Annotated in this window: 21 protein-coding genes and 2 pseudogenes; 11 read left to right on the top strand and 12 right to left on the bottom strand. The window is 45.8% G+C overall.

Features of this window, described 5'->3' with window-relative positions; genetic code table 11:
• Positions 1-44: 44 nt before the first annotated feature.
• From thiL to ICN31_RS10230, 3 genes are read left to right on the top strand one after another with little or no spacing between them, the layout of a single operon-like run.
• Positions 45-1,070 carry a thiamine-phosphate kinase gene (gene thiL, locus ICN31_RS10240; protein WP_216261155.1) on the top strand — a complete coding sequence of 342 codons (1,026 nt, stop codon included), beginning with the start codon at positions 45-47 and terminating at the stop codon, positions 1,068-1,070.
• The gene (locus ICN31_RS10235) at positions 1,067-1,630 is read left to right on the top strand and encodes a phosphatidylglycerophosphatase A (RefSeq protein ID WP_216261153.1); all 564 of its coding nucleotides are present in this window, start codon (positions 1,067-1,069) and stop codon (positions 1,628-1,630) included. The genes thiL and ICN31_RS10235 overlap by 4 nt, the downstream gene beginning before the upstream one ends.
• Positions 1,627-2,121 (top strand): CinA family protein, encoded by a 495-nt coding sequence (locus tag ICN31_RS10230; protein WP_216261152.1) that lies wholly within the window; start codon positions 1,627-1,629, stop codon positions 2,119-2,121. Before ICN31_RS10235 ends, ICN31_RS10230 begins: the two co-directional genes overlap by 4 nt.
• Here ICN31_RS10230 and corA read toward each other — a convergent pair whose 3' ends face one another.
• Complete coding sequence (corA, locus tag ICN31_RS10225; RefSeq protein ID WP_216261151.1) at positions 2,122-3,087, bottom strand: magnesium/cobalt transporter CorA; 966 nt, start codon at positions 3,085-3,087, stop codon at positions 2,122-2,124.
• Positions 3,088-3,160: 73 nt separating this feature from the next.
• Here corA and pyrF point away from each other — a divergent pair, with 73 nt between their 5' ends.
• The gene (gene pyrF, locus ICN31_RS10220; RefSeq protein WP_216261150.1) at positions 3,161-4,003 is read left to right on the top strand and encodes an orotidine-5'-phosphate decarboxylase; all 843 of its coding nucleotides are present in this window, start codon (positions 3,161-3,163) and stop codon (positions 4,001-4,003) included.
• Positions 4,004-4,032: 29 nt separating this feature from the next.
• On the opposite strand, the gene mtgA is transcribed toward pyrF, so the two are convergent.
• From mtgA to mpl, 6 genes are read right to left on the bottom strand one after another with little or no spacing between them, the layout of a single operon-like run.
• Entirely contained in the window at positions 4,033-4,776 is a 744-nt protein-coding gene (gene mtgA, locus ICN31_RS10215) for a monofunctional biosynthetic peptidoglycan transglycosylase (RefSeq protein WP_216261149.1), read from the bottom strand.
• A 25-nt stretch (positions 4,777-4,801) separates the two neighbouring features.
• On the bottom strand, positions 4,802-5,707 hold the full coding sequence (gene aroE, locus ICN31_RS10210) for a shikimate dehydrogenase (RefSeq protein WP_216261148.1): 906 nt from the start codon (positions 5,705-5,707) through the stop codon (positions 4,802-4,804).
• A gap of 42 nt (positions 5,708-5,749) precedes the next feature.
• Positions 5,750-6,649: an energy transducer TonB gene (locus ICN31_RS10205; protein ID WP_370624336.1), complete on the bottom strand. Its 900-nt coding sequence runs from the start codon at positions 6,647-6,649 to the stop codon at positions 5,750-5,752.
• Positions 6,621-8,624 (bottom strand): ribonuclease catalytic domain-containing protein, encoded by a 2,004-nt coding sequence (locus tag ICN31_RS10200; RefSeq protein ID WP_216261147.1) that lies wholly within the window; start codon positions 8,622-8,624, stop codon positions 6,621-6,623. The genes ICN31_RS10205 and ICN31_RS10200 overlap by 29 nt, the downstream gene beginning before the upstream one ends.
• Before the next feature lie 2 nt (positions 8,625-8,626).
• Positions 8,627-9,361 (bottom strand): 3-oxoacyl-ACP reductase FabG, encoded by a 735-nt coding sequence (gene fabG, locus ICN31_RS10195; RefSeq protein WP_216261146.1) that lies wholly within the window; start codon positions 9,359-9,361, stop codon positions 8,627-8,629.
• Positions 9,362-9,401: 40 nt separating this feature from the next.
• Positions 9,402-10,799, bottom strand: a complete 1,398-nt coding sequence (mpl, locus tag ICN31_RS10190) for a UDP-N-acetylmuramate:L-alanyl-gamma-D-glutamyl-meso-diaminopimelate ligase (protein ID WP_216261145.1) — start codon at positions 10,797-10,799, stop codon at positions 9,402-9,404.
• A gap of 26 nt (positions 10,800-10,825) precedes the next feature.
• Here mpl and ICN31_RS10185 point away from each other — a divergent pair, with 26 nt between their 5' ends.
• The 7 genes and pseudogenes from ICN31_RS10185 to ICN31_RS10160 all read left to right on the top strand — a co-directional run bounded on the left by ICN31_RS10185 (position 10,826) and on the right by ICN31_RS10160 (position 16,488).
• Positions 10,826-11,353 carry a TlpA disulfide reductase family protein gene (locus ICN31_RS10185; RefSeq protein WP_216261144.1) on the top strand — a complete coding sequence of 176 codons (528 nt, stop codon included), beginning with the start codon at positions 10,826-10,828 and terminating at the stop codon, positions 11,351-11,353.
• 191 nt (positions 11,354-11,544) lie between these two features.
• Positions 11,545-11,994 carry a type II 3-dehydroquinate dehydratase gene (gene aroQ / locus ICN31_RS10180; protein WP_216261143.1) on the top strand — a complete coding sequence of 150 codons (450 nt, stop codon included), beginning with the start codon at positions 11,545-11,547 and terminating at the stop codon, positions 11,992-11,994.
• Between the two features lie 36 nt (positions 11,995-12,030).
• Positions 12,031-12,498 carry an acetyl-CoA carboxylase biotin carboxyl carrier protein gene (gene accB, locus ICN31_RS10175; RefSeq protein ID WP_216261142.1) on the top strand — a complete coding sequence of 156 codons (468 nt, stop codon included), beginning with the start codon at positions 12,031-12,033 and terminating at the stop codon, positions 12,496-12,498.
• 49 nt (positions 12,499-12,547) lie between these two features.
• A complete protein-coding gene (gene accC / locus ICN31_RS10170) occupies positions 12,548-13,912 on the top strand; it encodes an acetyl-CoA carboxylase biotin carboxylase subunit (RefSeq protein ID WP_216261141.1) in 1,365 nt (454 codons plus the stop codon).
• 16 nt (positions 13,913-13,928) lie between these two features.
• Positions 13,929-14,849, top strand: a pseudogene (gene prmA, locus ICN31_RS10660) (50S ribosomal protein L11 methyltransferase); the annotation flags it as partial.
• Between the two features lie 63 nt (positions 14,850-14,912).
• Positions 14,913-15,458, top strand: a complete 546-nt coding sequence (locus ICN31_RS10655; protein WP_370624337.1) for a DUF3426 domain-containing protein — start codon at positions 14,913-14,915, stop codon at positions 15,456-15,458.
• 70 nt (positions 15,459-15,528) lie between these two features.
• Positions 15,529-16,488: a carbohydrate kinase family protein gene (locus ICN31_RS10160; protein WP_216261139.1), complete on the top strand. Its 960-nt coding sequence runs from the start codon at positions 15,529-15,531 to the stop codon at positions 16,486-16,488.
• 98 nt (positions 16,489-16,586) lie between these two features.
• On the opposite strand, the pseudogene ICN31_RS10155 reads toward ICN31_RS10160, so the two are convergent.
• From ICN31_RS10155 to ICN31_RS10135, 5 genes and pseudogenes are all read right to left on the bottom strand, one after another.
• Positions 16,587-16,951: pseudogene (locus ICN31_RS10155) on the bottom strand (histone); the annotation flags it as partial.
• 338 nt (positions 16,952-17,289) lie between these two features.
• A complete protein-coding gene (locus ICN31_RS10150; protein ID WP_216261137.1) occupies positions 17,290-18,471 on the bottom strand; it encodes a ribonucleotide-diphosphate reductase subunit beta in 1,182 nt (393 codons plus the stop codon).
• 45 nt (positions 18,472-18,516) lie between these two features.
• Positions 18,517-21,501, bottom strand: coding sequence for a ribonucleoside-diphosphate reductase subunit alpha (locus ICN31_RS10145; protein WP_216261135.1), 2,985 nt, complete (start codon positions 21,499-21,501; stop codon positions 18,517-18,519).
• Positions 21,502-21,776: 275 nt separating this feature from the next.
• Positions 21,777-22,595, bottom strand: a complete 819-nt coding sequence (gene ampD, locus ICN31_RS10140) for a 1,6-anhydro-N-acetylmuramyl-L-alanine amidase AmpD (RefSeq protein ID WP_255531003.1) — start codon at positions 22,593-22,595, stop codon at positions 21,777-21,779.
• Positions 22,596-22,598: 3 nt separating this feature from the next.
• Complete coding sequence (locus ICN31_RS10135) at positions 22,599-23,309, bottom strand: inner membrane protein YpjD (protein WP_370624335.1); 711 nt, start codon at positions 23,307-23,309, stop codon at positions 22,599-22,601.
• Between the last annotated feature and the right edge of the window lie 125 nt (positions 23,310-23,434).

Here is a 23,434-nt window from a genome sequence, read left to right as displayed (position 1 = left end):
TATTCCTCTCGAGCACCCGCCCCCCAAGAGCCATAAAATGAGACATGCATTCTGAATCTAGCCCTCTTGGTGAATTTGACCTCATCCAGCGTTTTTTTAAAGCGGGTGCAGATGCAATGCGCCCCAATGATGAAAAAACAATTGCATTAGGCATTGGTGACGATTGCGCCCTTCTCAATCCAGCTGCAGGAGAAGAAATTGCGATTACGAGCGATATGCTGGTCGAAGGCAGGCATTTTTTTATGGGTGCTAATCCTGAGCTTCTAGGCCGCAAAGCCCTAGCAGTCAACCTTTCAGACCTGGCAGCGATGGGGGCAAAGCCCATAGGATTCACTTTGGCAATCGCCTTACCTACAGTAGATAAAGCCTGGCTTGAAGCTTTTTCCAAAGGTCTGTTTGCGGTTGCAAATCAGTATTCTTGCCCACTCATCGGCGGCGACACCACGGCTGGCCCCCTGACGATTTCCATTACGGCATTCGGCAGTACCCCATCCGGAAAATCCATACACAGATCTGGCGCAAAAAAGGGTGACGATATCTGGGTTTCTGGAGCAGTTGGTGATGCAAGACTTGCTCTTGCTGCACTGCGTCATGAAATGAATCTTCCTGAGAATGACTTAAAGCAAATAGAACATCGTATGCATAACCCAACTCCGCGTGTAGATCTGGGCATGAAAATACGAGAGGTTGCAAGCGCCGCCTTAGATATATCGGATGGCTTGCTTGGAGATCTACAGCATATTCTCAAACAATCTCAAGTGAGCGCAGAAGTCTTTTTAGATCAACTTCCAAAATCTGAAATTTTGCAAAAACAAAGTGAGGATGTTCAAAATCAATTTGCTGCTTGCGGTGGAGATGATTATGAAATCTGCTTCACTGCTCCAATTGAAAAGAGAGATGCTATTGATAAGATCAGCACAGCACTCAATTTGCCCATTACTAGAATTGGTAGCATTACAGAAAAAGTGGGTACAACTGAAAAACTATTTTTACTCAATAAAAATGGTGACTTACTAGACGAGATCAAATCAGCTGCACTACTGAAATCATTTGACCACTTTGCAAAATGAACACTGCGCAAGATCTCAATCTAGCTACCCCCACTTTTAAGTGGGTGAGGCAAACCGCAAGTCGCACTATCGCCTTTGGCTTTGGTAGCGGTCTAAGCCCGGTCGCACCGGGGACTGCGGGTACCCTCTGGGCTTGGGCAGCCTTCTTGCTGGGCGAGTATTTCTTTTCCACCGAGGACTTTGTTTGGATTATTGGCGGTGGAGCTCTCTTAGGGTGCTGGGTCTGCGGTCAGGTGAGCGAAGAGTTAGGTAGAAAAGATTTCGGCGGCATAGTTTGGGATGAAATCATTGCCTTTTGGATTGTTCTCATTTTTATCATGCCAACTAATATTTGGATGCAGGTAATCTCTTTCGGACTCTTCCGTTTTTTTGATGCCATCAAACCAGGGCCGATTGGAATGATTGATCGTTACTTTAAAAAGATGGAGGGTGGTGATGATTCTCAATCCTCTATATTGCAAATACTATGGCAAGGATTTGGGATTATGGTCGATGACCTTGCTGCAGCCTTCTTCACATTATTGGCAATTGCCTTGATACAAAAGATGATTTCAATATGAGCTCGATGGATCACGCTAAAACACTAGCCCTACTTTTAATTGCTAGAGGCTGGAAACTGGCACTCGCTGAATCTTGCACGGGCGGCCTGGTTTGTGCCACTCTGACAGAATTGTCAGGATCTAGCGAGTGGTTCGAGCGCGGCTACATCACCTATAGCAACCAAGCTAAAACAGAGTGCTTAGGGGTTCCTGCAGAGCTGATTGAGTCTTATGGGGCTGTGAGCGAGCCAGTGGCTGGGGCTATGGCACAGGGGGCACTGCGTAATGCAGGTGCCAACGTCGGTGTTTCAATTACTGGAATTGCTGGGCCCACAGGGGGCACAGCAAAAAAGCCTGTGGGTACAGTTTGCTTTGGATGGGCCATACCAAACGCTACAGGGGAGCATGTCACCACTTGTCAAACCAAACTATTTAGCGGTGATAGACAATCAATTCGGCAACAAGCCGCTGAGTATGCGTTAGTTGGCTTGCTTGCACTCCTCAATAACTAATTACTTCATCCAGCCTTTGCTGTAGAAGTAGCCTAGCGGAATAACAGCTGAAATAATCATCGCGCCAATTGCCATTGGATAACCCCAAGTTGCATCTAACTCGGGCATATGTTTGTAGTTCATACCCCAAACACTTGCCAATAAGGTAGGTGGCATTAAGGCAACCGATACCACCGAGAAGATCTTGATAATCTTCGATTGGTTCAAGTTAATGAAACCGACCGTTGCATCCATTAAGAAGTTAATTTTATCGAACAAGAATGCAGTATGGTTTTCTAAAGAATCAATATCGCGCAAAATTTGACGAGCCTCTTCTTGCTGCTCATCAGATAGTAACTTGCTGCGCATTAGGAAAGATAAGGCTCTGCGGGTATCCATCACATTACGACGAATGCGTCCATTGGTATCCTCTTCTTTCGCAATCGTCTCTAAAACCTCTGCAGCATCAGCATCATTAATGCTGTCAGATAGCACGCGCTTGCCTGCTTGTTCGAGGTTTTCATACACCTCTTCTAAGGCATCAGCAGAGTACTCAGCATCAGTGGAATACAAATCAAGCAATACATCTTTTGCATTGCTGACCGAACCAGGTCGCAAGCGAGCACGCAGTCGAACCAAGCGGAACACTGGCAAATCTTCATCATGAATCGAAAACAATACTTGCTTGGTCAGGACAAAAGCAACTCGCACGTTGCGAGAAGTTTCTTCTTCATCCAATAAGAAATCAGTACGAATATGGAGATGGCCATCGTCGGCCTCAAAATAGCGAGCAGAGGCTTCCAAGTCGCCCAAGTCATCCAACTCGGGCAAAAGCACTCCAAATGCCTCTTTAATCCAAATAAGTTCCTCTTCCTCTGGATCAACGACGTCGATCCAGATAGGATTAGCGTATTGCAACAATTCATTGCGATCTTCGACTTGCTCTTGAGAGAGGCGGCCATTTTGCAGGACGAACAAGTTGATCATGGTGAACTCCTAAGGAATGTGCGCTAGTTTATCCTATACAACATGACAGTTTCACTAAAATAAGCCAAATCCAATGAACTCTCGCTCAAATACCTTTAACCAGCAACTCCAGTCTGCATGGGCTTCCCAAGGCAGCATGCTGTGTGTTGGTTTTGACCCCGACCCCAAGCGCCTCCCCGCACCATTCCAAGGCAAACCTGAGGGGATATTTGAGTTCTGCCGAGAAATTGCCGATGCCACTGCGGATTTAGTATGCGCATTTAAACCCCAGTTTGCATACTTTGCCTCCCAAAGGGCTGAGGCCCAACTAGAAAAACTCATTGGGCACCTGAAGGATAAGTATCCCCATATCCCCGTGATCCTTGATTCCAAGCGCGGGGATATTGGTAGTACAGCGGATCATTACGCCCTAGAGGCTTTTGAACGCTATGGGACAGATGCAGTCACCGTGAACCCCTACATGGGCTTTGACACCATTGAACCCTACCTCAAGCACGCTGGCAAAGGGGTCATTGTGCTTTGCCGCACATCCAACCCTGGCGGCTCAGATTTGCAATTTCTGAATGTGAATTTAGACGAACCACTCTATTTGCATGTAGCCAAACTTGCCTCGCAGAAGTGGAATAGCTCTGGTCAGATTAGTCTCGTAGTCGGCGCCACCTTTCCTGAAGAAATTGCTAAGGTTCGCGCGATTGTTGGCGAGATGCCATTACTGATTCCAGGTATTGGCGCTCAAGGCGGTGACATTGATGCAACCATTAAAGCGGGTCGCATTCCAAATGCGCCTGGTACTGGAATGATGATCAACTCGTCAAGAGCGATTTTGTATGCAAGCGCTGGCAGTGATTTTGTTCAAGCCGCAAGAAATGTAGCGCAAAGCACGCGCGATGCGCTGAGGTCTGCAGCCGCTAAATAAACATAGCGCCCAGAAATCATTTGGCTGATTTATTTACTACCCTTAGGGATCGGATAAGGGGCCAAAGCAACGCGATCCATATTTCCTAAGATGAATTCTTGGCGAGTTGGAAAGTGAATATTCGCCTTACGACAATATTGAGGTTTGTCAAAACACTTCGGCGCGGGCAATGCCGAACCTAGTGCTGCAGATTGATCTCGGTCTAATGTAGCCGGAGTTCTTTCAAAATAGTAATGGGCAGCAGATCCTATTCCAAAAATACCCTCACCCCACTCCACGGAGTTGAGATAAATCTCAAACAGCCTCTGCTTTGAGAGAGTTAACTCCAAAAGTCCTGCAATGATGAATTCTTGTCCTTTGCGAAAATAATTTTGCTCCGAAGAAAGAAAGAGGTTTTTAGCCAACTGCTGTGTAATAGTTGAGCCGCCACGCAAAGCTGTCTTAGAACTACTTCCTGTCTGCGCTTTTTGCTGATTCTTTTCCCACGCTTTTTTCATATCTTCAAAGCGAAAGCCTTGGTGCTGAAAAAAAATATCATCTTCACTAACCAATACAGCCCGTTTGAGATTATTAGAAATCTTATCGTAAGGTGTCCACTCGGAATAGACAGGGCAAGACCAATGCCATGAGCATAAGCGCCAACGCTCTGCCCTTTGAAACGCAGTACTTGAAGGATTAATGACGAGCCATAAGGCGATCTGTATCGCAAAGTAGGCCTGCATTGCTACAAAACCACAGAGCAGGCATTTGACTAAATAAGTGAGCCAACGCATCGAACAATTAAGCTAAATAGGTCAATTAACTACGAAGTTTGGCTAACACTGCGCGTGGATCAATCGCCGTGGCTAAATGTTCGCCGCGCCATAACAAGAATGCATCAGCAGCTTGCTCTACTAGCATTCCTAGGCCATCGCTAACCCTTGCGCCTTTTTGCAAAGCTTGCTGCATAAAGGCGGTAGATTTTCCGTAAACCATATCGTATGCAAAAGAGCTTGGCACAAAAATATTAGTCACTGCCTGAATACTTAAAGGAGATTCATTGCTTAAACCAGCAGCGGTGGCATTAATGACTAAATCAAATGGGTATGGTGTTTTTATAGCATCATCGAGTTCAGCCAAGGTTCTAGACTCGAGAGCAACCTCTCTAGAGACCGCAAGATCAGCAAATAACTTCACCAGCTCTTGCGCTTTTGCATAAGACCGATTGGCAATCACTAAACACTTTGGTGATTGCTCCAGCAATGGCCCAATCACACCGCGGGCTGCCCCACCGGCACCTAAGAGCAAGATTCTGGATTGATGAATGGCAATACCTTGTGCCAATAAATCACGCACTAGACCAGCACCATCAGTGTTATCACCATAAACCTTGCCTTCTTTTATCCACAAGGTATTTACAGCGCCCGCCAACTGAGCGCGCGAGCTTAATACATCAGCAAATACTTGTGCATCCAATTTAAACGGTACAGTGACATTCATACCTTTACCACCAGCTACAAAAAATGATTTTGCTGTCAACGCAAATGAATTGATATCAGGCTGCAAGCGACCATAGTGCATTTTTTGTCTAGCTTGTTCTGCAAAGCTTTGGTGGATTACAGGTGACTTACTATGAGCGATTGGATTGCCGGCAACAGCATACACATCCACCCCAGTAAATAAACTAGGATCAGTATGTAGATCAGCTGGGTTAGGAGAATTCATGATGACTACAGAATAAGCGAATTTATGAAATATTTTTCAAAATTAATGTCTCAACTCCAGACGATCACCGCCATCGCGAGCAAACTCAAAGGTAGAAATCCAATCTAATACATCGATCTGATTACGCATTTCGGTAGGAAATGGCCCAAAGGGAGCGGAAGCTCTCACGATGGCAATTGCTTGTCTGTCTAACTCCGGGTTGCCTGAGCTGCGACCGATTGATAGGCCATCATTACCTTGAGCATTGGTAGTAACTCGTCCTTGGGCATCTACGCTGACCACAATCACCAAGCTACCGTATAAAGGGCGGCCATTGGCACGCGGAAAAAATGTACTTCCATAAGCCTCGATCTTCTGACGCATGGCATCATAATATTGCGCAAAAGTGACTGCTTTAGTATTGCTACCCGTTAAGACTTTCCGACGTGGTTCTCGTCCATCTGCCTGCAAACGTTTAGCGAGTTCTGCTTCTAAAGAATTCAGTTGGGGAGTCATTTTTTGATCATCCCCACTCTTACGTCCACCCGAACGAAGTCGCTCTTCAGTCAACTTTGCCAACATTTGCTTTTGCTGTTTCTCCAAGACCTCAAGCCGAGCCTCTGCACCCAAACGAGCACGATGTAATGCAGTTGCATCTCGATTTTCCGTTTTGCCGCCGCCCTGTAAATCCGCTTGCGCTAATTTATTGGCCTCCTTAGGCGCTGTTTTGTTGCTAGCATTGACTAAGACAACGCTAAGAGGGGTATTGAGGCGACGATTCTCAATCTCTCCAAATCCCCAACGTACCGATAAAAAAATAATGTGAATTAAAAGTGATATACAAAGCGCCAAGCGGAATGGATGGCGCTGCCAAGCAGTCTGAAGATAAAGCATTGCTTTACTTAATTTTTCAGGCATCACAAATTCTGCCAATTTAGTCTGCGCTACCATCTTCTTGCGCACTCACTTGCGGCACTTCAGCCTTAGCTTCGATCTCTATCACCCTAACAGCAGCACTCAACTGTAATAAATCGATATCTGACAGCACCACCTCAGCGCGAGTCATGCGCGGATGGCTTGCCAGCTCTGGAATAGGGAGATGCAATGGAACCAACTCCAGTCGAGACATACCCTCTTTTAAATGACGTACGTGTACATTTTTAGACTCACCATCTTGACTAGCCCAACGCAGACACCAGTACTTTTCTAATCTATCTTGGTATTCACCATAGGTTTGATAGCAAGACTCAAAGTCTGCTGCAATACCCATCAAACTAGCATCGCGCGGCGGAAAAGGCGCAACCATCTTTGCGGTCACGCCATGCTTAGCGAGGGCAATCAGCTGCCATTGATTTACCAAATCAGAATAACGACGCAGCGGCGATGTGCACCACGCGTAATAATCTAAACCTAAGCCTTCATGTGGACCTGGAGTAGTTTGCATGCGCGTGCGCAACGGGCCCCAACCCTTCTGGGTTCTGAATAACCCTGGTAAACCATGGTCAGCCAAGAGCTGGCCGGAAGCACTGTTACAGAAAATCATCCATTCGGCAACAATCGTATCGAGAATAGATCCACGCTGACGCGGCACAATCTCTACGCGCTCTACTCCTTTAACATCCTTGATCTGGAAATGAAAATCTCTTGCTAAGGCATTGGGATCAATAAGCCCTAACTGTTCTGCGCGAAGACCATTAGCAATGCGCTTTTCTTGGCGATCAGCATGCAGAAGCTGGGCAGCCTTCCATAAAATAGAGAGCTCGTTGCGATAAGGATAAGTAGTAGCTTCATCAGCCAAACTTTCCTCGCTGACAAGATGCTCAATATCCTCTAGACGCAAATTGGCAGCCATGGGCACCATCTCGGCACGCATTTGTAACGAATCTCTATTTGTCACGCCTTGCGCATCGATATCAATGTAGATAGATAAGGCAGGCCTTGAATCGCCTTCATCCAAAGAAAATTGCTCAATGACAGAGTCAGGCAACATCGTAATTTTGTCACCTGGGAAATAGACCGTCGACATGCGACTGCGCGCCACCTGATCCAAGGAATCATCTTTAGCAATCACCAAACCAGGTGCAGCAATATGGATGCCAATACGATGACCCCCGTCAACGAGCTCTGTTACCGATAAGGCATCGTCGATCTCTGTAGTTCCAGCGTCATCAATCGAGAAAGCTTTTACATCCGCAAGAGGAAGCTCTGCGATAGCAGCAGCATAATTGGCTTGGTCAATAGCGATATTTTGACTGTGCGCAGCTCCATTAGGAAAATGTGCCTTGAGAAACATGCCTTGGTGATAAGCCAGAGGAGAATCAATTGCTCCGCAACGAATCATGAGTTGTGCAGGCGACTCGCTTGTCTGTGTGCAAGCAGCCATCAAGGCTTTGTATGCTGCAGTATTTTTATCTGGTGAAAATAGTAACTGCGAAGCCGAGGACTGAAGTGTTGCCGGGAAGGTACCAGCCACTAATTCTTGCTGCCAAGCAGACTGCTGCTCCAACTCTTTTTGCTTGCGCTCCAATGCTGCTAAGCCAGCCTGTAATTGCTCCAGTGGCGCCCTCTGAAAACGCCCACGCCCTTTGCGACGAAAAAATACCGGGGCTCCCTGCAAAGCAATCCCCAAGGAGACTTGCTGAGCAATAGTGGCTTGCTCACCAAAATATTCTTGTGAGACATCGACGAGACCAAACTCTTCTTCTGGAGCGCAATCCCAAAGCAATTGCAAATCGATGTCTTTAGATAAAACAGTGGCCTCATCCATGACGGCCTGAGCTTCAGGCTTTTCAAAGCGTAGCCAAACTTCCTTGGCTTTGAGCTTAATCTTTTTTCCCGAAAGACTAGTGGCTTGCCAAGACTCGGCATCACCCGAACCTGATGAAGCCTGCACTGTGGCAAGCTTAATGTCGCCGCCTTCTTCGTATAAAAGATTCATGCTTAGAGTGAGATTCCGCCACTAGCCTCTAAAGCAACTCCATTGATATAGCTGGCCTCATTGCTAGCTAAAAATAAATACACATTTGCTATTTCCTCCGGAGTACCAAGGCGCCCAAGCCAACTGCGCCTCTCGATATCCTGCAAAATATTTTCTGGCATCGCTTTAACCATCTCAGTTGCAATAAATCCAGGACAAATCGCATTCACCCGAACCCCTTTAGGGCCGAGCTCGCGAGCCCAAGTCTTGGTAAAACCAATTACGCCAAATTTAGTAGCCGAGTAATTCGTTTGACCAAAGTTACCGTAAATACCAACAACACTAGACGCATTGACAATCGCCCCTGATTTAGTTTCCAACATATGGGGAACAATTAACTGCGTGCAATTAAATACGCCCTTGAGATTGACATCAATTACCGCATCAAATTGCGCTTCTGTCATCTTCACCAAGCGGGCATCTTGCGTAATACCAGCGTTGTTAATCAAGATATCGATACGACCATGTTTTTGCATCACTTGATCTACTGCCGCCTGAATGCTGGCCCGATCGGTCACATTCATGGCATAAGCTTCTGCATTCGGGATTTGTGCAGCAGCGCCTTTTGCAGCCTCTAGATTCATATCCGCCATGATCACGATTGCACCTTCTTGTGCAAAGCGTTGCACCGTAGCAAAACCAATTCCTTTTGCCGCGCCTGTAATGATTGCTACCTTATTTTTTAATCTGTCACCCATTGTTAGCTCTCTGTATTTTGATTTACTTTGATTGTGCCGATTAAGCGCTAATCGCTTTTAATATTTTTTGGTGTACGCCACCAAACCCACCGTTACTCATCACCAGAATATGATCTCCAGGCTTCGCCTCTTTTGCGATGGCACTCACTAAGGAGTCCAGATCATCAAAAGCGTGCGCCTTACACTGCTCTTTTGTATTGAGTGGCGATAACACTTGGGCCAAATCCCAACCTAAAGACTCCTTACCAGCGTTAGCACCATAGGCAAAAACTTGATCGGCTTGTTCTAAGCTGCCAGGAAGCTGCGCTTTCATCACACCAAGCTTCATCGTATTAGAGCGAGGCTCTAATACCGCCAAGATACGGGCTTTGCCAACACGACGACGCAAACCATCCACAGTTGTCGTAATCGCAGTTGGATGATGGGCAAAATCGTCATAGACGGTAATGTCATTTGCACTACCGATTGTTTCAAGACGTCGTTTGACATTTTTAAACTCCGCCAAAGCGCGTGCGGAATCCGCTGGGGAAATGCCGATATGATTTGCTGATGCAATTGCTGCAAGAGCATTGAGTTGATTATGTCGACCCATCACCCCAGAATCTACAGCCCACTTTACGGTAGCCACCTCTTTGCCAGATTTGCGCACAATAAATCCATCGCCCTCTTGAGAAATGAATGACCACTCGTTGTTAGACTCATGACCAAAATGCTCTACAGGCGCCCAAGAGCCCCGAGTAATCACGCTTGCTAAGGCGGGCTCCTCGCCATTCACCACCAACAAACCATCACTCGCAACGGTCCGAACTAAATGGTGAAACTGGGTTTCAATGGCCGCTAGATCAGCAAAAATATCGGCATGATCAAATTCCAAATTATTTAACAAAGCAGTGCGTGGCCTGTAGTGCACAAACTTGCTGCGCTTATCAAAAAAAGCAGTGTCGTATTCATCAGCCTCGATGACAAAATATTTACTTTCTCCTAAGCGTGCAGATACGGTGAAATTGAGAGGCACACCACCAATCAAATAACCTGGTTTGTAACCATTAAATTCTAAGATCCATGTAAGCATGGCTGATGTTGTTGTTTTACCATGCGTTCCGGCAACCGCCAAAACATGCCTGCCATATAAAACTTGCTCGCCAAGCCACTGCGGACCAGAAATATAAGGAAGTCCTTGGTTCAAAATGGCCTCCATCAAGGGATTACCGCGAGAAACTACATTGCCGATCACAAATAAATCAGGCATCGTCTCAAACTGCAATAATTGATCTGGTGAAAAGCCCTCAATCAGTTTGATACCCTGAGCCTCAAGTTGTGTACTCATTGGCGGATACACGTTAGCATCACAACCAGTTACACGATGTCCGGCTTGCCGAGCGATTGCGGCAATGCCGCCCATGAAAGTGCCGCAGATGCCCAAGATATGTATATGCATCTACGAATTTTAGCGAAGGAGTAGCAATGAACCGAAGACAATTACTGACTATCTGCGGAATTAGTCTTTTGGCGCTGCTGGGAGGCGTGCTCACTTCGCAATGGATTTCGAAAACTGGCTTAGCTAGCGAACCCTCTGTAAAAGCTTTTTTTGCTAATCCTTGGCAAACTCCAGATGGAAAATCTATCAATCCAGCCCAATGGCAGGGAAAAGTACTAGTTGTGAACTTTTGGGCCTCCTGGTGCCCCCCTTGCATTGAAGAAATGCCCACTTTGGACCTGCTTTCGCAAGAGTTTTTACAACAAAATGTCTTATTTGTCGGTATCGGCATCGATTCACCCTCTAATATTCGCGAATTTCTGAAAAGTACCCCCGTCTCCTATCCGATTGTGATTGGTGGTCTAGAGGGCAGCAATCTTTCCAAGCAAATGGGCAATACCCAGGGCGCCCTTCCTTACACCGTGATTATTAATCCTAAGGGTAAGGCAACATATACAAAATTAGGTAAGATAAGCGAAGAAGAGCTCAGAAAAGTAATTAAAGATGCTTTATAGAGACTGATACTGATTTTTCTAGATTCAGATTGACCTTTTTATTGCTCAAAAACAAGGCAATTAGGGTATTTAGCCTCAAAATCACACCCCAAAAATCATCGAAGTCTCTTTTTTCAGAATCTTGAGAAGGTATACTCCTTCCATAGCATTCGATGCAATGAACATCAAACTGCCTCTAAAAACAGGGATCTATGTCGAAAAAAGCTTCAATTCTCGTAATTCAGGGTCCAAACCTTAATCTACTAGGCACTCGTGAACCAGGGGTTTATGGGACAACCACCCTCAAAGAAATTCATCAAAAGCTGGAAGATCAGGCTCAAGCTCAATCTGTAGACCTGAGCACCTACCAGAGTAACCATGAAGGCGAGTTAATTGACCGCATTCAAAAAGCGAAACAAGATGGGGTGAATTTCATCATCATCAACCCGGGCGCATTTACCCATACTAGCGTTGCCTTACGAGATGTTTTAGCTGGGGTGGCTATCCCCTTTATAGAAATCCATCTATCTAATATTCATCAGCGCGAAGAGTTCCGTAAACATTCCTATTTATCTGATATCGCTACTGGGGTGATTTGTGGTCTTGGCGCAATTGGTTATGAATTGGCACTGCAAGCGGCGATAGCCCATTCGCAAAAATAAGTCTATTTAAAGTATTACAAGAGAGGAAGTACTCCTATGGATCTGAGAAAACTAAAAACCTTAATCGACCTCGTTTCTGAGTCGGGCATTTCTGAGTTAGAAGTTAATGAAGGTGAAGACCGTGTCCGTATCGTTAACTCTGGCTCTGCGGCCCCTGCTGGCCAAATAGTCCATGCAAATCCAGCACCCGCTCCAGCTCCGCAAGCTGCGCCTGTTGTAGCACCTGCGCCAGCCTCTACTCCGATTGCTGAGACACCTGCTGCTGAATCTGGCTCTGTTGCTCGCTCCCCAATGGTGGGCACTTTCTATCGTGCCCCAAATCCAGAATCTCCAAATTTTGTCAGCATTGGCGATACGGTAAAAGTAGGCCAAACACTTTGCATCATTGAAGCGATGAAATTACTCAATGAGATTGAGTCAGAATACGCAGGTGTCGTGAAAGAGATTTTGTGTGAAAACGGTCAAGGAGTTGAATTTGACCAACCGCTATTCATCATTGCTTAATCTTTTAAGCTCCCCCTACCAAACCATTTTTACCTAACTCAGAGCAGCCATGTTCGATAAGATTCTGATTGCCAATCGGGGAGAAATTGCTCTCCGTATCCAACGCGCATGCCGTGAGTTGGGAATTAAAACTGTAGTGGTCTACTCCACGGCAGATAAAGAAGCAAAGTACGTGAAGTTGGCTGATGAGGCCGTTTGTATTGGACCAGCCCCCTCGCCGCAGAGTTATCTCAATATGCCGGCAATTATTTCTGCGGCTGAAGTAACTGATGCCGAAGCCATTCACCCAGGTTACGGTTTCCTCTCTGAGAACGCTGACTTTGCTGAGCGCGTTGAGAAATCTGGCTTTGCCTTCATTGGGCCAAAAGCGGAAACAATCCGCCTAATGGGCGATAAGGTCTCCGCTAAACGCGCGATGATTAAAGCAGGTGTTCCTTGTGTTCCTGGATCCGAAGGTGCATTACCAGACAACCCTAAAGAAATTCTTGCTACTGCCAAGAGAGTAGGCTATCCAGTCATCATTAAAGCTGCTGGTGGTGGTGGTGGTCGTGGTATGCGTGTTGTTCATACCGAAGCGGCCCTCCTCAATGCTGTCAATATGACGCGAGAAGAAGCGGGCCGTGCTTTTGGAAATCCAGAAGTCTATATGGAGAAGTTTTTAGAAAAACCTCGCCACGTTGAGATTCAGGTTTTGGCTGATACCCATGGCAATGCAATTTGGTTGGGTGAACGTGATTGCTCTATGCAGCGCCGCCATCAAAAAGTAATAGAAGAGGCTCCTGCCCCAGGTATTGATCGTCGCTTGATCGCTAAAGTTGGTGAACGCTGTGCAGAAGCCTGTCGAAAAATGGGTTATCGTGGCGCAGGCACGTTTGAGTTCCTTTATGAGGATGGCGAATTCTTCTTTATCGAGATGAATACCCGCGTTCAAGTTGAGCACCCCGTCACTGAAATGATTACTGGCGTAGATATTGTTCAAGAACAGATTCGAATTGCTGCTGGCCTGAAGTTAAGTTATCGGCAAAAAGATATCGTGTTCCGTGGCCATGCAATCGAATGTCGTTTGAACGCAGAAGATCCGTTCAAGTTCACGCCTAGCCCAGGCAAAATTGGCTCTTTCCATATGCCAGGCGGTCCAGGTATTCGAGTAGATTCTCATGCCTATAGTGGATATGTTGTTCCTTCAAACTATGACTCGATGATTGGCAAATTGATTGCTTATGGCAATACTCGTGAACAGGCGATCCGCCGTATGCAAATTGCCCTCTCTGAAATGGTGATTGATGGCATCACCACGAACGTACCCTTGCACCGCGAATTAATGCTGGACCCCAACTTCATGGAAGGTGGTACTAGCATTCACTACCTGGAGCATCGCTTAGAAGAACAAGCCGCAAGCCGCGGTAAATCTTAACTGATGCGAGTGCCTTATGTCTTATCGTGAACTGGTCTTCACGGTAGTTGCTGAAACAGCAGAACCATTAGGTGATGCGCTCTTGGAGTTAGGGGCGCTATCCGTCACCGTAGAAGATGATGCAGCTGGCGGCTATGATGAGAACCCACTTTACGGAGAACCTGGTCTTTCACCAGAGGTGCAGGCCTGGGATAGATCTTCAGTAACCGCTCTTTTTAACCCAGCGCTTGATGCTTCAGCTAGCGCGCAATTTATCCCTGAATTACTTGCTTCTTTAAAAGAGTCTGGTTTTAAGTTGTCAGCCCCCCAAGAAAAAATTGTTGAAGAGCAAGATTGGGTAAGACTTACCCAAAGTCAGTTTGCACCCATTCCCATTGGCAAACGTATTTGGGTTGTTCCATCCTGGCATGATGCCCCCGCCGATCCAAATGCAATCTGTTTGGCGGTTGATCCAGGCTTAGCTTTTGGTACAGGTAGCCACCCTACCACCCACTTATGTTTGTTGTGGCTAGAAGAGTATGCCAATCTAAAAAATCAGAGTTTGCTCGATTACGGTTGCGGCTCGGGCATTCTCGCCATTGCAGCGGCAAAACTGGGTTGCAATCCCGTAGTAGGCACCGATATCGATCCTCAGGCGATGGTTGCGGCTCGAAGTAATGCCCAAATCAACAATACCGAAATTGAGTTTGTTTTACCAAATGACAATGCTCCAGAGCTTGCAGCAGAAACAAAATACGATATTGTGATGGCTAATATTTTGGCTAACCCACTTCAAGTACTTGCTCCAGCGTTGGTCAATAAAATACGGCTAGGTGGACAAATTGTTTTATCTGGTGTGCTGGCGCGTCAAGCTGATGAGGTCATTGCCACTTACAGTCAATGGCTCAAACTCTCTGTCTGGAAAGAGAATGATGGCTGGGTTTGCCTACACGGAACTCTCTCTAAAAATGAAGGGGGTAGTAAAAAAACTTATTTTGCTGCACCTGCGCAAAAAAGAGGGGTGAAGTTCGCTTTACTAGCGAGCTTTTTTGCTCTGCTAGTAGTTTTTAGTGAGCACCTCTCTAGAAATTCTTTACTGCCAGCGTTAGCGCCGCGTGTTGATGGCACATCAAATGCTTTTTCGGTAACCGCCTTTGCCATTTTGCAATCCATAGATGAAAAAATATGTGGCGCATTAGGATGCGTAAATAGCCCCGTAAGCGATTTTGCTGCATGGAAAATAACTTCCGCCACGCTAACGCCCGAAAATGCCCGAGAGGGCCTTAAAAGCGACGCAAATCAATCAATACTGCAAGTTGAAATACAAAATCGTCTTGCACTTGCTGTTTTAGCCCCTAATTTGGAAATTACGCTCACTGATGCAGAAGAATCTGAGATCAAATCAATCCGCTTTACTCCAAAAGAATGGTTACCTATTGCTTGGCAAGAATCTCACCTTGATTTTTTGCGCTTGGGAATCGCCTCCGGAGAGTTAATCCAAGCTCAACTACCAATTCCATTGCCACAGAATGCTGCTGGCTATCGGGTGAAAGTGGTTTACCCCTAAAACGTCCCCAATTGGGCTTTTTATTTATTCTTAACCTTGATTCTTGTTTATCTCTTACAGAAAGTAATTTATGGCTAGCTTGATCTGCGGCTCTGTCGCCTACGACACCATCATGAACTTTGAAGGCAAATTTGCTGATCAAATCCTGCCTGAGCAGATTCATATTCTGAATGTGGCCTTCTTGGTACCAACAATGCGCCGAGAGTTTGGTGGTTGTGCTGGCAATATCGCCTATAACCTCAGCCTTTTAGGTGGCGATCCGATCATCATGGCAACCGTCGGCGGGGATGCCAAGCCCTACTTAGATCGACTCAAGCAATTGAGTATTGATGTCAGCCATATTCGCCAAATTGAACATGCATTTACTGCGCAAGCGATGATTACAACCGATCAGTCCAATAATCAAATTACCGCCTTTCATCCGGGCGCCATGAATGAATCCCATTTAAACCAAGTTGCTGCAGTGATTAGCGAGCGTAGCAAAAACGCCAAGGGTGCTACTAAATTCGGAATCGTTGCACCAGACGGTCGGCAGGGGATGTGGGAGCACTGTCGTCAATTAGCAAATGCCAACATCCCTTTTGTTTTTGATCCGGGCCAGGGCTTGCCCATGTTTAATGGTCCCGAGCTTCTTGAATTGGTTGATATTGCAAGCTACCTGGCTGTCAATGACTATGAGGGCGAAATGCTTGCCCAAAGAACTGGCTTAAGTCTTTCTAAAGTCGCTGAACGACTGAAAGCCTTGATTGTGACCAAAGGCGCAGAAGGTGCCGATATCTACTCTGATGGTAAATGCATTGCTATTCCACCAGTGCCAGCGGCAAAAATCATTGATCCTACTGGGTGCGGGGATGCTTTTCGTGGAGGATTACTTTTTGGTCTTGAAAATGGCATGGATTGGGAAACTACGGGCCGTCTAGCAAGCTTGATGGGTTCAATCAAAATTAGTCATCAAGGTCCACAAAACCACCAATTGAGCAAATCTCAGATTACAGAGCAATTCAAGTCAGCATTTGGATTCAGGCTCTGAGCTTCGCAAGACTATCCCGAGCCGGGCTTTTTAGGCAATAAAAAAGGGGTCTCATAGAGACCCCTTTGAACTACTTACCACCCGTCTAAAGTTAAAACTTAAGGACGAGCGCCAGTTGGGAAGGGCCAAGCAGCGGCAGGATTCAGTGCACTAGGCGCTGATGCAGCTTTCTTAACCGCGGGCTTTTTTACAGCAGAGCCCGCTTTCTTCGCAGCAGGTTTACTTACTTTTTTTTAGCTACGCGCTTCTTAGCAGCTGGACGCTTTTTAGCGGCTGGCTTCTTTTTAGCAGCTTTTTTAGCGGCTGGCTTCTTCTTAGCAGCTGGACGCTTTTTAGCGGCTGGCTTCTTCTTAGCAGCTGGACGCTTCTTAGCGGCTACTTTTTTCTTAGCAGCTGGACGCTTCTTAGCGGCTACTTTTTTCTTAGCAGCTGGTTTCTTTGCAGCAGGTTTTTTCTTTGTTGCCATGTGTGTTACTCCTTCACGTGAGGATTAGTACGAACTAACGATTAAGAAGACCCGACCATTCATTTCCGCCTGGTTTTGCAACCGATTGGATCTGACGAGCGAGCCATTCATCGGCGCGCGGCTTGATGCTAAGTGCTGCACGCTAATGAATCCTGGAAAAAAAGCCGTGGCCCCGAAGGACAACGGCTTCTTAAATGTGCTGGAAAAAATGGAGAGAATAGCCCAGACACCCTTGAGTAAGGGTTTTCGGATTTGAGTCTGATTTTGCTGACTTCTTAAACTATCCAACCGTCTAATCTCCTATTTAACCGACTATACGCTTAAGACTTACCTCACTACTCCCAACTTAGCGCACCACCGGTTTGATACTCAATAACGCGTGTCTCAAAAAAGTTTCGTTCTTTCTTAAGATCAATCATTTCTGACATCCATGGAAATGGATTCTCTTCATTTGGGAACATCGCGTCAAGTCCTATTTGCAAACATCTACGATTACAGATGTATCTTAGGTACCCTTTGAACATCGGAGCGTTCAATCCAAGCACTCCTCGAGGCATCGTATCTTCGGCATAACGGTACTCTAATTCGACTGCTTTTTCGAAGATGGATTTAATCTCGTCTTTGAACGCGGAAGTCCATAACTGCGGGTTCTCCAGCTTGATTTGGTTTATCAAATCGATGCCAAAATTGCAGTGCATTGACTCGTCGCGAAGGATGTATTGATACTGCTCAGCAGCACCCGTCATTTTGTTTTGACGACCCATTGCAAGTATTTGCGTAAAACCAACATAAAAGAACAAACCTTCCATTACGCAGGCAAAAACAATCAACGAACGAAGTAATTTTTGGTCAGTTTCTAATGTACCAGTCTTGAAATTTGGGTCAGTTAATACATCAATGTAAGGAATTAAGAACTGGTCTTTGGCGCGAATTGACTCAATTTCGTTATACGCATTGAAGATTTCGGACTGATCTAAACCCAAAGATTCAACGATATATTGGTATGCATGGGTATGAATTGCCTCTTCAAAAGCCTGACGCAATAGATATTGGCGGCATTCTGGAGCAGTAATGTGGCGATAAGTACCCAAAACAATATTGTTTGCCGCCAAAGAATCAGCGGTAGTAAAGAAGCCTAAGTTGCGCTTAATGATGCGACGCTCATCTTCAGTCAGACCATTTGGATCTTTCCAAAGCGCGATATCGCGGTTCATATTGATTTCTTGTGGCATCCAATGGTTTGCACAACCAGCTAAATACTTCTCCCAAGCCCACTTATATTTAAATGGAACCAACTGGTTTACATCAGTCTTAGCATTAATCACACGCTTATCAGCAGCGTTTACACGCAAGGCTGTGCCGCTCGATAAATGAGCGGCCTCAATTGACGCAGGTGCCGCAGTTGGCGCCATAGCTACTTGGTCTGGCTGTGGACGTTGTGGCTCCACTGCAACCGGCTGCGGTGCAAGACCAGCTTTCGCTAGTACTGGAGCAACTTCCTCTTCCCAATTCAACATAACTTTCTCCTCAATCCTTCTATTTCTGGCCAATGAGCAAATTGCTTATTGGCATGCTTCACATTCTTCAAAGCCAGCATCACCAGGACGCATTGTGCAAGCTGGGCCATCCGCCTCAACTGCACTGCCAGCACCTGCTGCCGCAGCTGCATCTGTACCGTTTACCCCACCACCGCTAGAAACGGAGTTCAATTGACCGCTAGAAACAGTTGATTTCTCAACGTGAGTTGCAGCCATAGTACGGAGGTAATAGGTTGTTTTCAAGCCACGCAACCAAGCTAACTTGTAGGTGTCATCCAATTTTTTGCCAGATGCGCCGCCCATGTAGATGTTCAATGACTGAGCTTGGTCAATCCACTTCTGACGACGAGAAGCTGCTTCAACTAACCAGCTCGGCTCAACCTCAAAGGCAGTTGCGTACAAATCACGCAAATCTTGTGGGATGCGATCAATCTTAGACAAAGTACCGTCAAAGTACTTTAGATCAGCGATCATGACTTCATCCCAAAGGCCGCGATCCTTCAAATCACGCACTAAGTACTCGTTTACGACCGTGAACTCACCCGAAAGGTTGGATTTCACGAACAAGTTCTGGAAAGTAGGCTCTATACAAGCAGAAACACCAATGATGTTGGAAATCGTGGCTGTTGGCGCAATCGCTACGCAATTGGAGTTGCGCATACCGTGTTGCTTAATACGGGCACGCAAACCGCTCCAATCCATCGTAGAGGAGTTATCCACCTCTACATAACCACCACGCTCCTCAGCTAACAGCGCTACTGAGTCTTGCGGGAGAATGCCGCGGTCCCATAAGGAACCTTTGTAAGTACTGTAAACACCACGCTCCTCAGCCAATTCGCATGAAGCTTGGTAAGCGTAGTAGCAAACTGCTTCCATAGAGGAGTCGGCAAACTTCACAGCCTCATCGCTAGCGTAAGGAATACGTTGCATATGCAAGCAATCTTGGAAGCCCATGATGCCCATGCCGACTGGACGGTGCTTCAAATTGGAATTGCGTGCTTTAGCAACTGCGTAGTAGTTGATATCGATCACGTTATCTAGCATGCGCATCGCAGTACGAACAGTCTTCTGAAGCTTCTCATGGTCCAAAATCATCTTGCCGTTGGCATCAGTCGTCATGTGAGCGGTTAAGTTCACAGAACCCAAGTTACATACAGCAATCTCGGTCTCGTTTGTATTCAGAGTAATCTCTGTGCACAAATTAGAGGAATGAACTACACCAACGTGCTGCTGTGGACTACGAATATTGCAAGGGTCTTTGAAAGTGATCCATGGGTGACCTGTTTCAAACAACATACCAAGCATCTTGCGCCACAACTGCTGCGCAGGGATTCTGCGGAATGGCTTTAACTCACCACGGTCCGCTTTTTGCTCATAGGCAACATAAGCTTCTTCAAAGGCTTTACCAAACTTGTCATGCAAATCAGGGGTATTGGATGGTGAGAACAGCGTCCAATCACCATTTTCCATGACGCGCTTCATGAACAAGTCAGGAATCCAGTTAGAAGTATTCATATCATGCGTACGGCGACGGTCGTCGCCAGTATTCTTGCGCAACTCTAAGAACTCTTCGATATCTAGGTGCCATGTTTCTAGGTAAGCGCAAACTGCGCCCTTACGCTTACCACCTTGGTTCACAGCAACTGCAGTGTCATTCACTACTTTTAAGAATGGCACAACACCTTGTGATTTACCGTTAGTCCCTTTGATGTGGCTTCCTAAGGCGCGGACATTAGTCCAGTCATTACCCAAACCACCTGCAAACTTGGAAAGCAAAGCATTTTCTTTCAAAGCTTCGTAGATGCCATCAAGGTCATCATCCACTGTAGTCAAGTAGCAGCTAGAGAGCTGTGGACGAGTTGTTGCTGAATTAAATAGAGTGGGTGTGCTGGACATGAAATCAAATGTAGAGAGAATTTCATAGAACTCAATCGCACGACGTTCACGATCCATCTCATTTAAAGCTAAGCCCATTGCAACACGCATAAAGAATGCTTGTGGCATTTCAATACGACGCTCTTCAATGTGCAAGAAATAGCGGTCATACAAAGTTTGCAGGCCAAGGTAATTGAACTGCAGGTCACGGCTTGCATTCAAAGCTGCAGCCAAACGTGGCAAGTCATACTCGCGCATCCGTGGGTCTAACAACTCTGCAGAAATACCTTCATTGATGTACTTGGAAAAGTAAGTGTTGTATTCAGCCTGTGTATCACCTTGTAATACCTCTTTACCGAAAATCTCTTTACGGATCGTGTGCATTAAGATGCGAGCTGTCACCTGGCTGTATGCAGGATCTTTCTCAATCAGAGTTCGGGAAGCCAAGATAGCAGAGTCATACACTTGTGCCATTGGTACGCCATCATACAAATTCTTAATTGTTTCAGTGATGATTGGGCTTGCATCAATTTGATTGCCCAAGCCTTCGCAGGCGGCTTCAATCACAGTGCGCAAAGCAGCCATATCGAGCCACTTCTCTTGACCATCGTCGGTAACCTTAATACCAGACTCACCAGCCTGATTAGCTACTTGAGTTTCTTGTGAGGCTTCTTGCTGAGCTGCACGTTCTTGATTACGCTTTTCGCGATAGAGAACGTAGGCGCGAGCAACATTGTGCTCACCACTACGCATCAAAGCCAACTCAACTTGATCTTGAATATCTTCAATATGGAAAGTGCCACCGTTTGGACGGCTACGCAATAAAGCACGCACCACAGAGTGAGTGAGCTGCTCAACTTGTTCACGTACACGGGCAGATGCAGCACCTTGGCCGCCATTAACTGCTAAAAATGCTTTAGTTACTGCAATGGCGATTTTGGATGGCTCGAATGCAACAACAGAACCATTGCGGCGAATGATTTTGTAATCGGACAACTGGGTCGCCTGACTACCACCAACACCACCAGCTACAAAGCCGGCGGAAGGAGTTTGGTTAACGACTCCCGCAGGACCCATTCCTGGATTATTAGCTCCAGTTACTTGGCCTGCTGTCTGAGGATTGGCGTATGTCATGTTACTCCTGCTTATATATATAGTTATTTGGACAAAATATCGTTAAAAAACAAAGGGGTATTGCTGTATTCAAACACTACATCTAGTGTTTTTAAACGCATTGGGTACTAAGTATAGGGAAATATTTAGTTTTTGGTAAGTTTTTTCTGACCAATATTTATTAGTATTTTTACTAAGTTTTACAGTAATTTAGAGCTCATTTTGGTGCGGATTTTCTAGTCCTTTTTAGATAAAGGCTAAAAAAGTGAGCGTATGCTCACATACAAAGATTTGGTCTAGCGAGAAACTAATCCGTACGGTATTTTTTCCTGCGAAATACCTGTCTCTTTTTGGAACTTTTCCCAATCAAAATATTTTCCGGGATCTGTTTTTCGATCTGGTGCGATATCGCTATGTCCTGCAAATTGCAAATTTGGGTAAGTCAGTTGTAATTTCTGAACAAGCTTTGCTAATGATTTGTATTGAATATCCTCAAATGGCGTGTCGCCATCACCCTCCAGCTCAACACCAATTGAAAAATCATTACATCTTTCTCTGCCCATAAAATTCGATGCACCAGCATGCCACGCCCTGTCTTGAGTCGAAACAAATTGGATTAATTCTCCTGTGCGCGCAATCAGGAAATGACTGGAAACTTTTTGATTTGCGATCTCAGAAAAATAGGGGTGAGCATTTGCGTCTAATGTATTTTGAAAAAAACTCACAATATTCTGACTAGAGGTTTGACTTTTAAATTCGCCGGGCGGCAAACTAATGTGATGAATCACCAGTAAGTCGGGCTTTACTTCATCTGGCCTTGTATCTTTGTTTGGTGAGACGCGCCAAGCTGCGGCACCAATCCATCCTTGTTCATCTAAAGCATTGCGGTGCTCCATTGAACAATAAAATCGATTGTCATCAGTAATGGCGTCGGTTTTTGGCAGATGTACTTTGCAATACTGACACTGCACCATTGCCTCAGGCTCCGTCAAGCTCTGATCCTTGCTAGGACTGGAGTTACTTGATTTACTCCCATCAAATTTCGCCTGCTTTTTTCCCTTAAGCCAAAAATATAAAAGGACTGCTCCGGCAAATAGTAAAAGCCACTTAAGCAAAGGTCATACTCTCTGAAGAACCACTTCCAATACAAAGCGACTACCAACATAGGCGAGCAGTAAAACAACATAAGCACTCAATACCCAACGAATTGCCGCCCAACCCCGTAAACCAACCCACCAACGGGCTATCAGTAAACCAGCAAACAAGATCCAGGAGACAAGCGCAAAAATAGTTTTATGGTCAAACACAAAGGGCTTACCAAATAAAACTTGTGAAAAGAATAGGCCAGAAAAAATAGTCATTGTTAGGAGTGCAAAACCAACATACAACAAATTGAATAGCAAGCCCTCCATCATCATGAGTGGCGGTAAATCTTCTAACCAATGAGACAGGCGACTATTGGGAACAATTGCTAATTGACGATGCAAGGCGCGGTCATAAACACTCATCAACATTGCCTGCATCGCTGCTAAGCTTAAGAGACCCACTGAAATGGTTGCCACAATGAAGTGTGCCTTGAACCAAGGATCCGAAACAGCCACAGGCGAAATTAAGACCCCTGGGAAAAAAATCGGAAGTAGAGAGCAAACTAAAGCAAATAATATTGACATCCAAAGCAAGCTAGCGATTGGCAAAAACCAGGATTGGAACCAATAAAAAGCTAAACCTACCCAGGCAATCAGGGATAAGTCCTGAGCAAACCCAAAAACGAAGCCTTGAGATGTAAAGACGGAGTCATGCAACTCAATGCCGTGAAGTATCAAAATCACAAAAATACAGGCCTGCATTATCCCAGCTGAGAGCGGGGATTCCTTGCCAGCCCTAGCCCTCTGGCTCAAAAAGAGCAACAAAAGTAAATAAAGGACTGGGGGGAGCCAGCCGGAACTTGAGTAAC

Origin of the sequence: Polynucleobacter sp. UB-Piko-W3, from assembly GCF_018881635.1 — a bacterium.
Lineage (GTDB): Bacteria > Pseudomonadota > Gammaproteobacteria > Burkholderiales > Burkholderiaceae > Polynucleobacter.
Note: the sequence above shows the minus strand (reverse complement) of the source record. Positions and strands in the feature narration are given on the sequence as shown.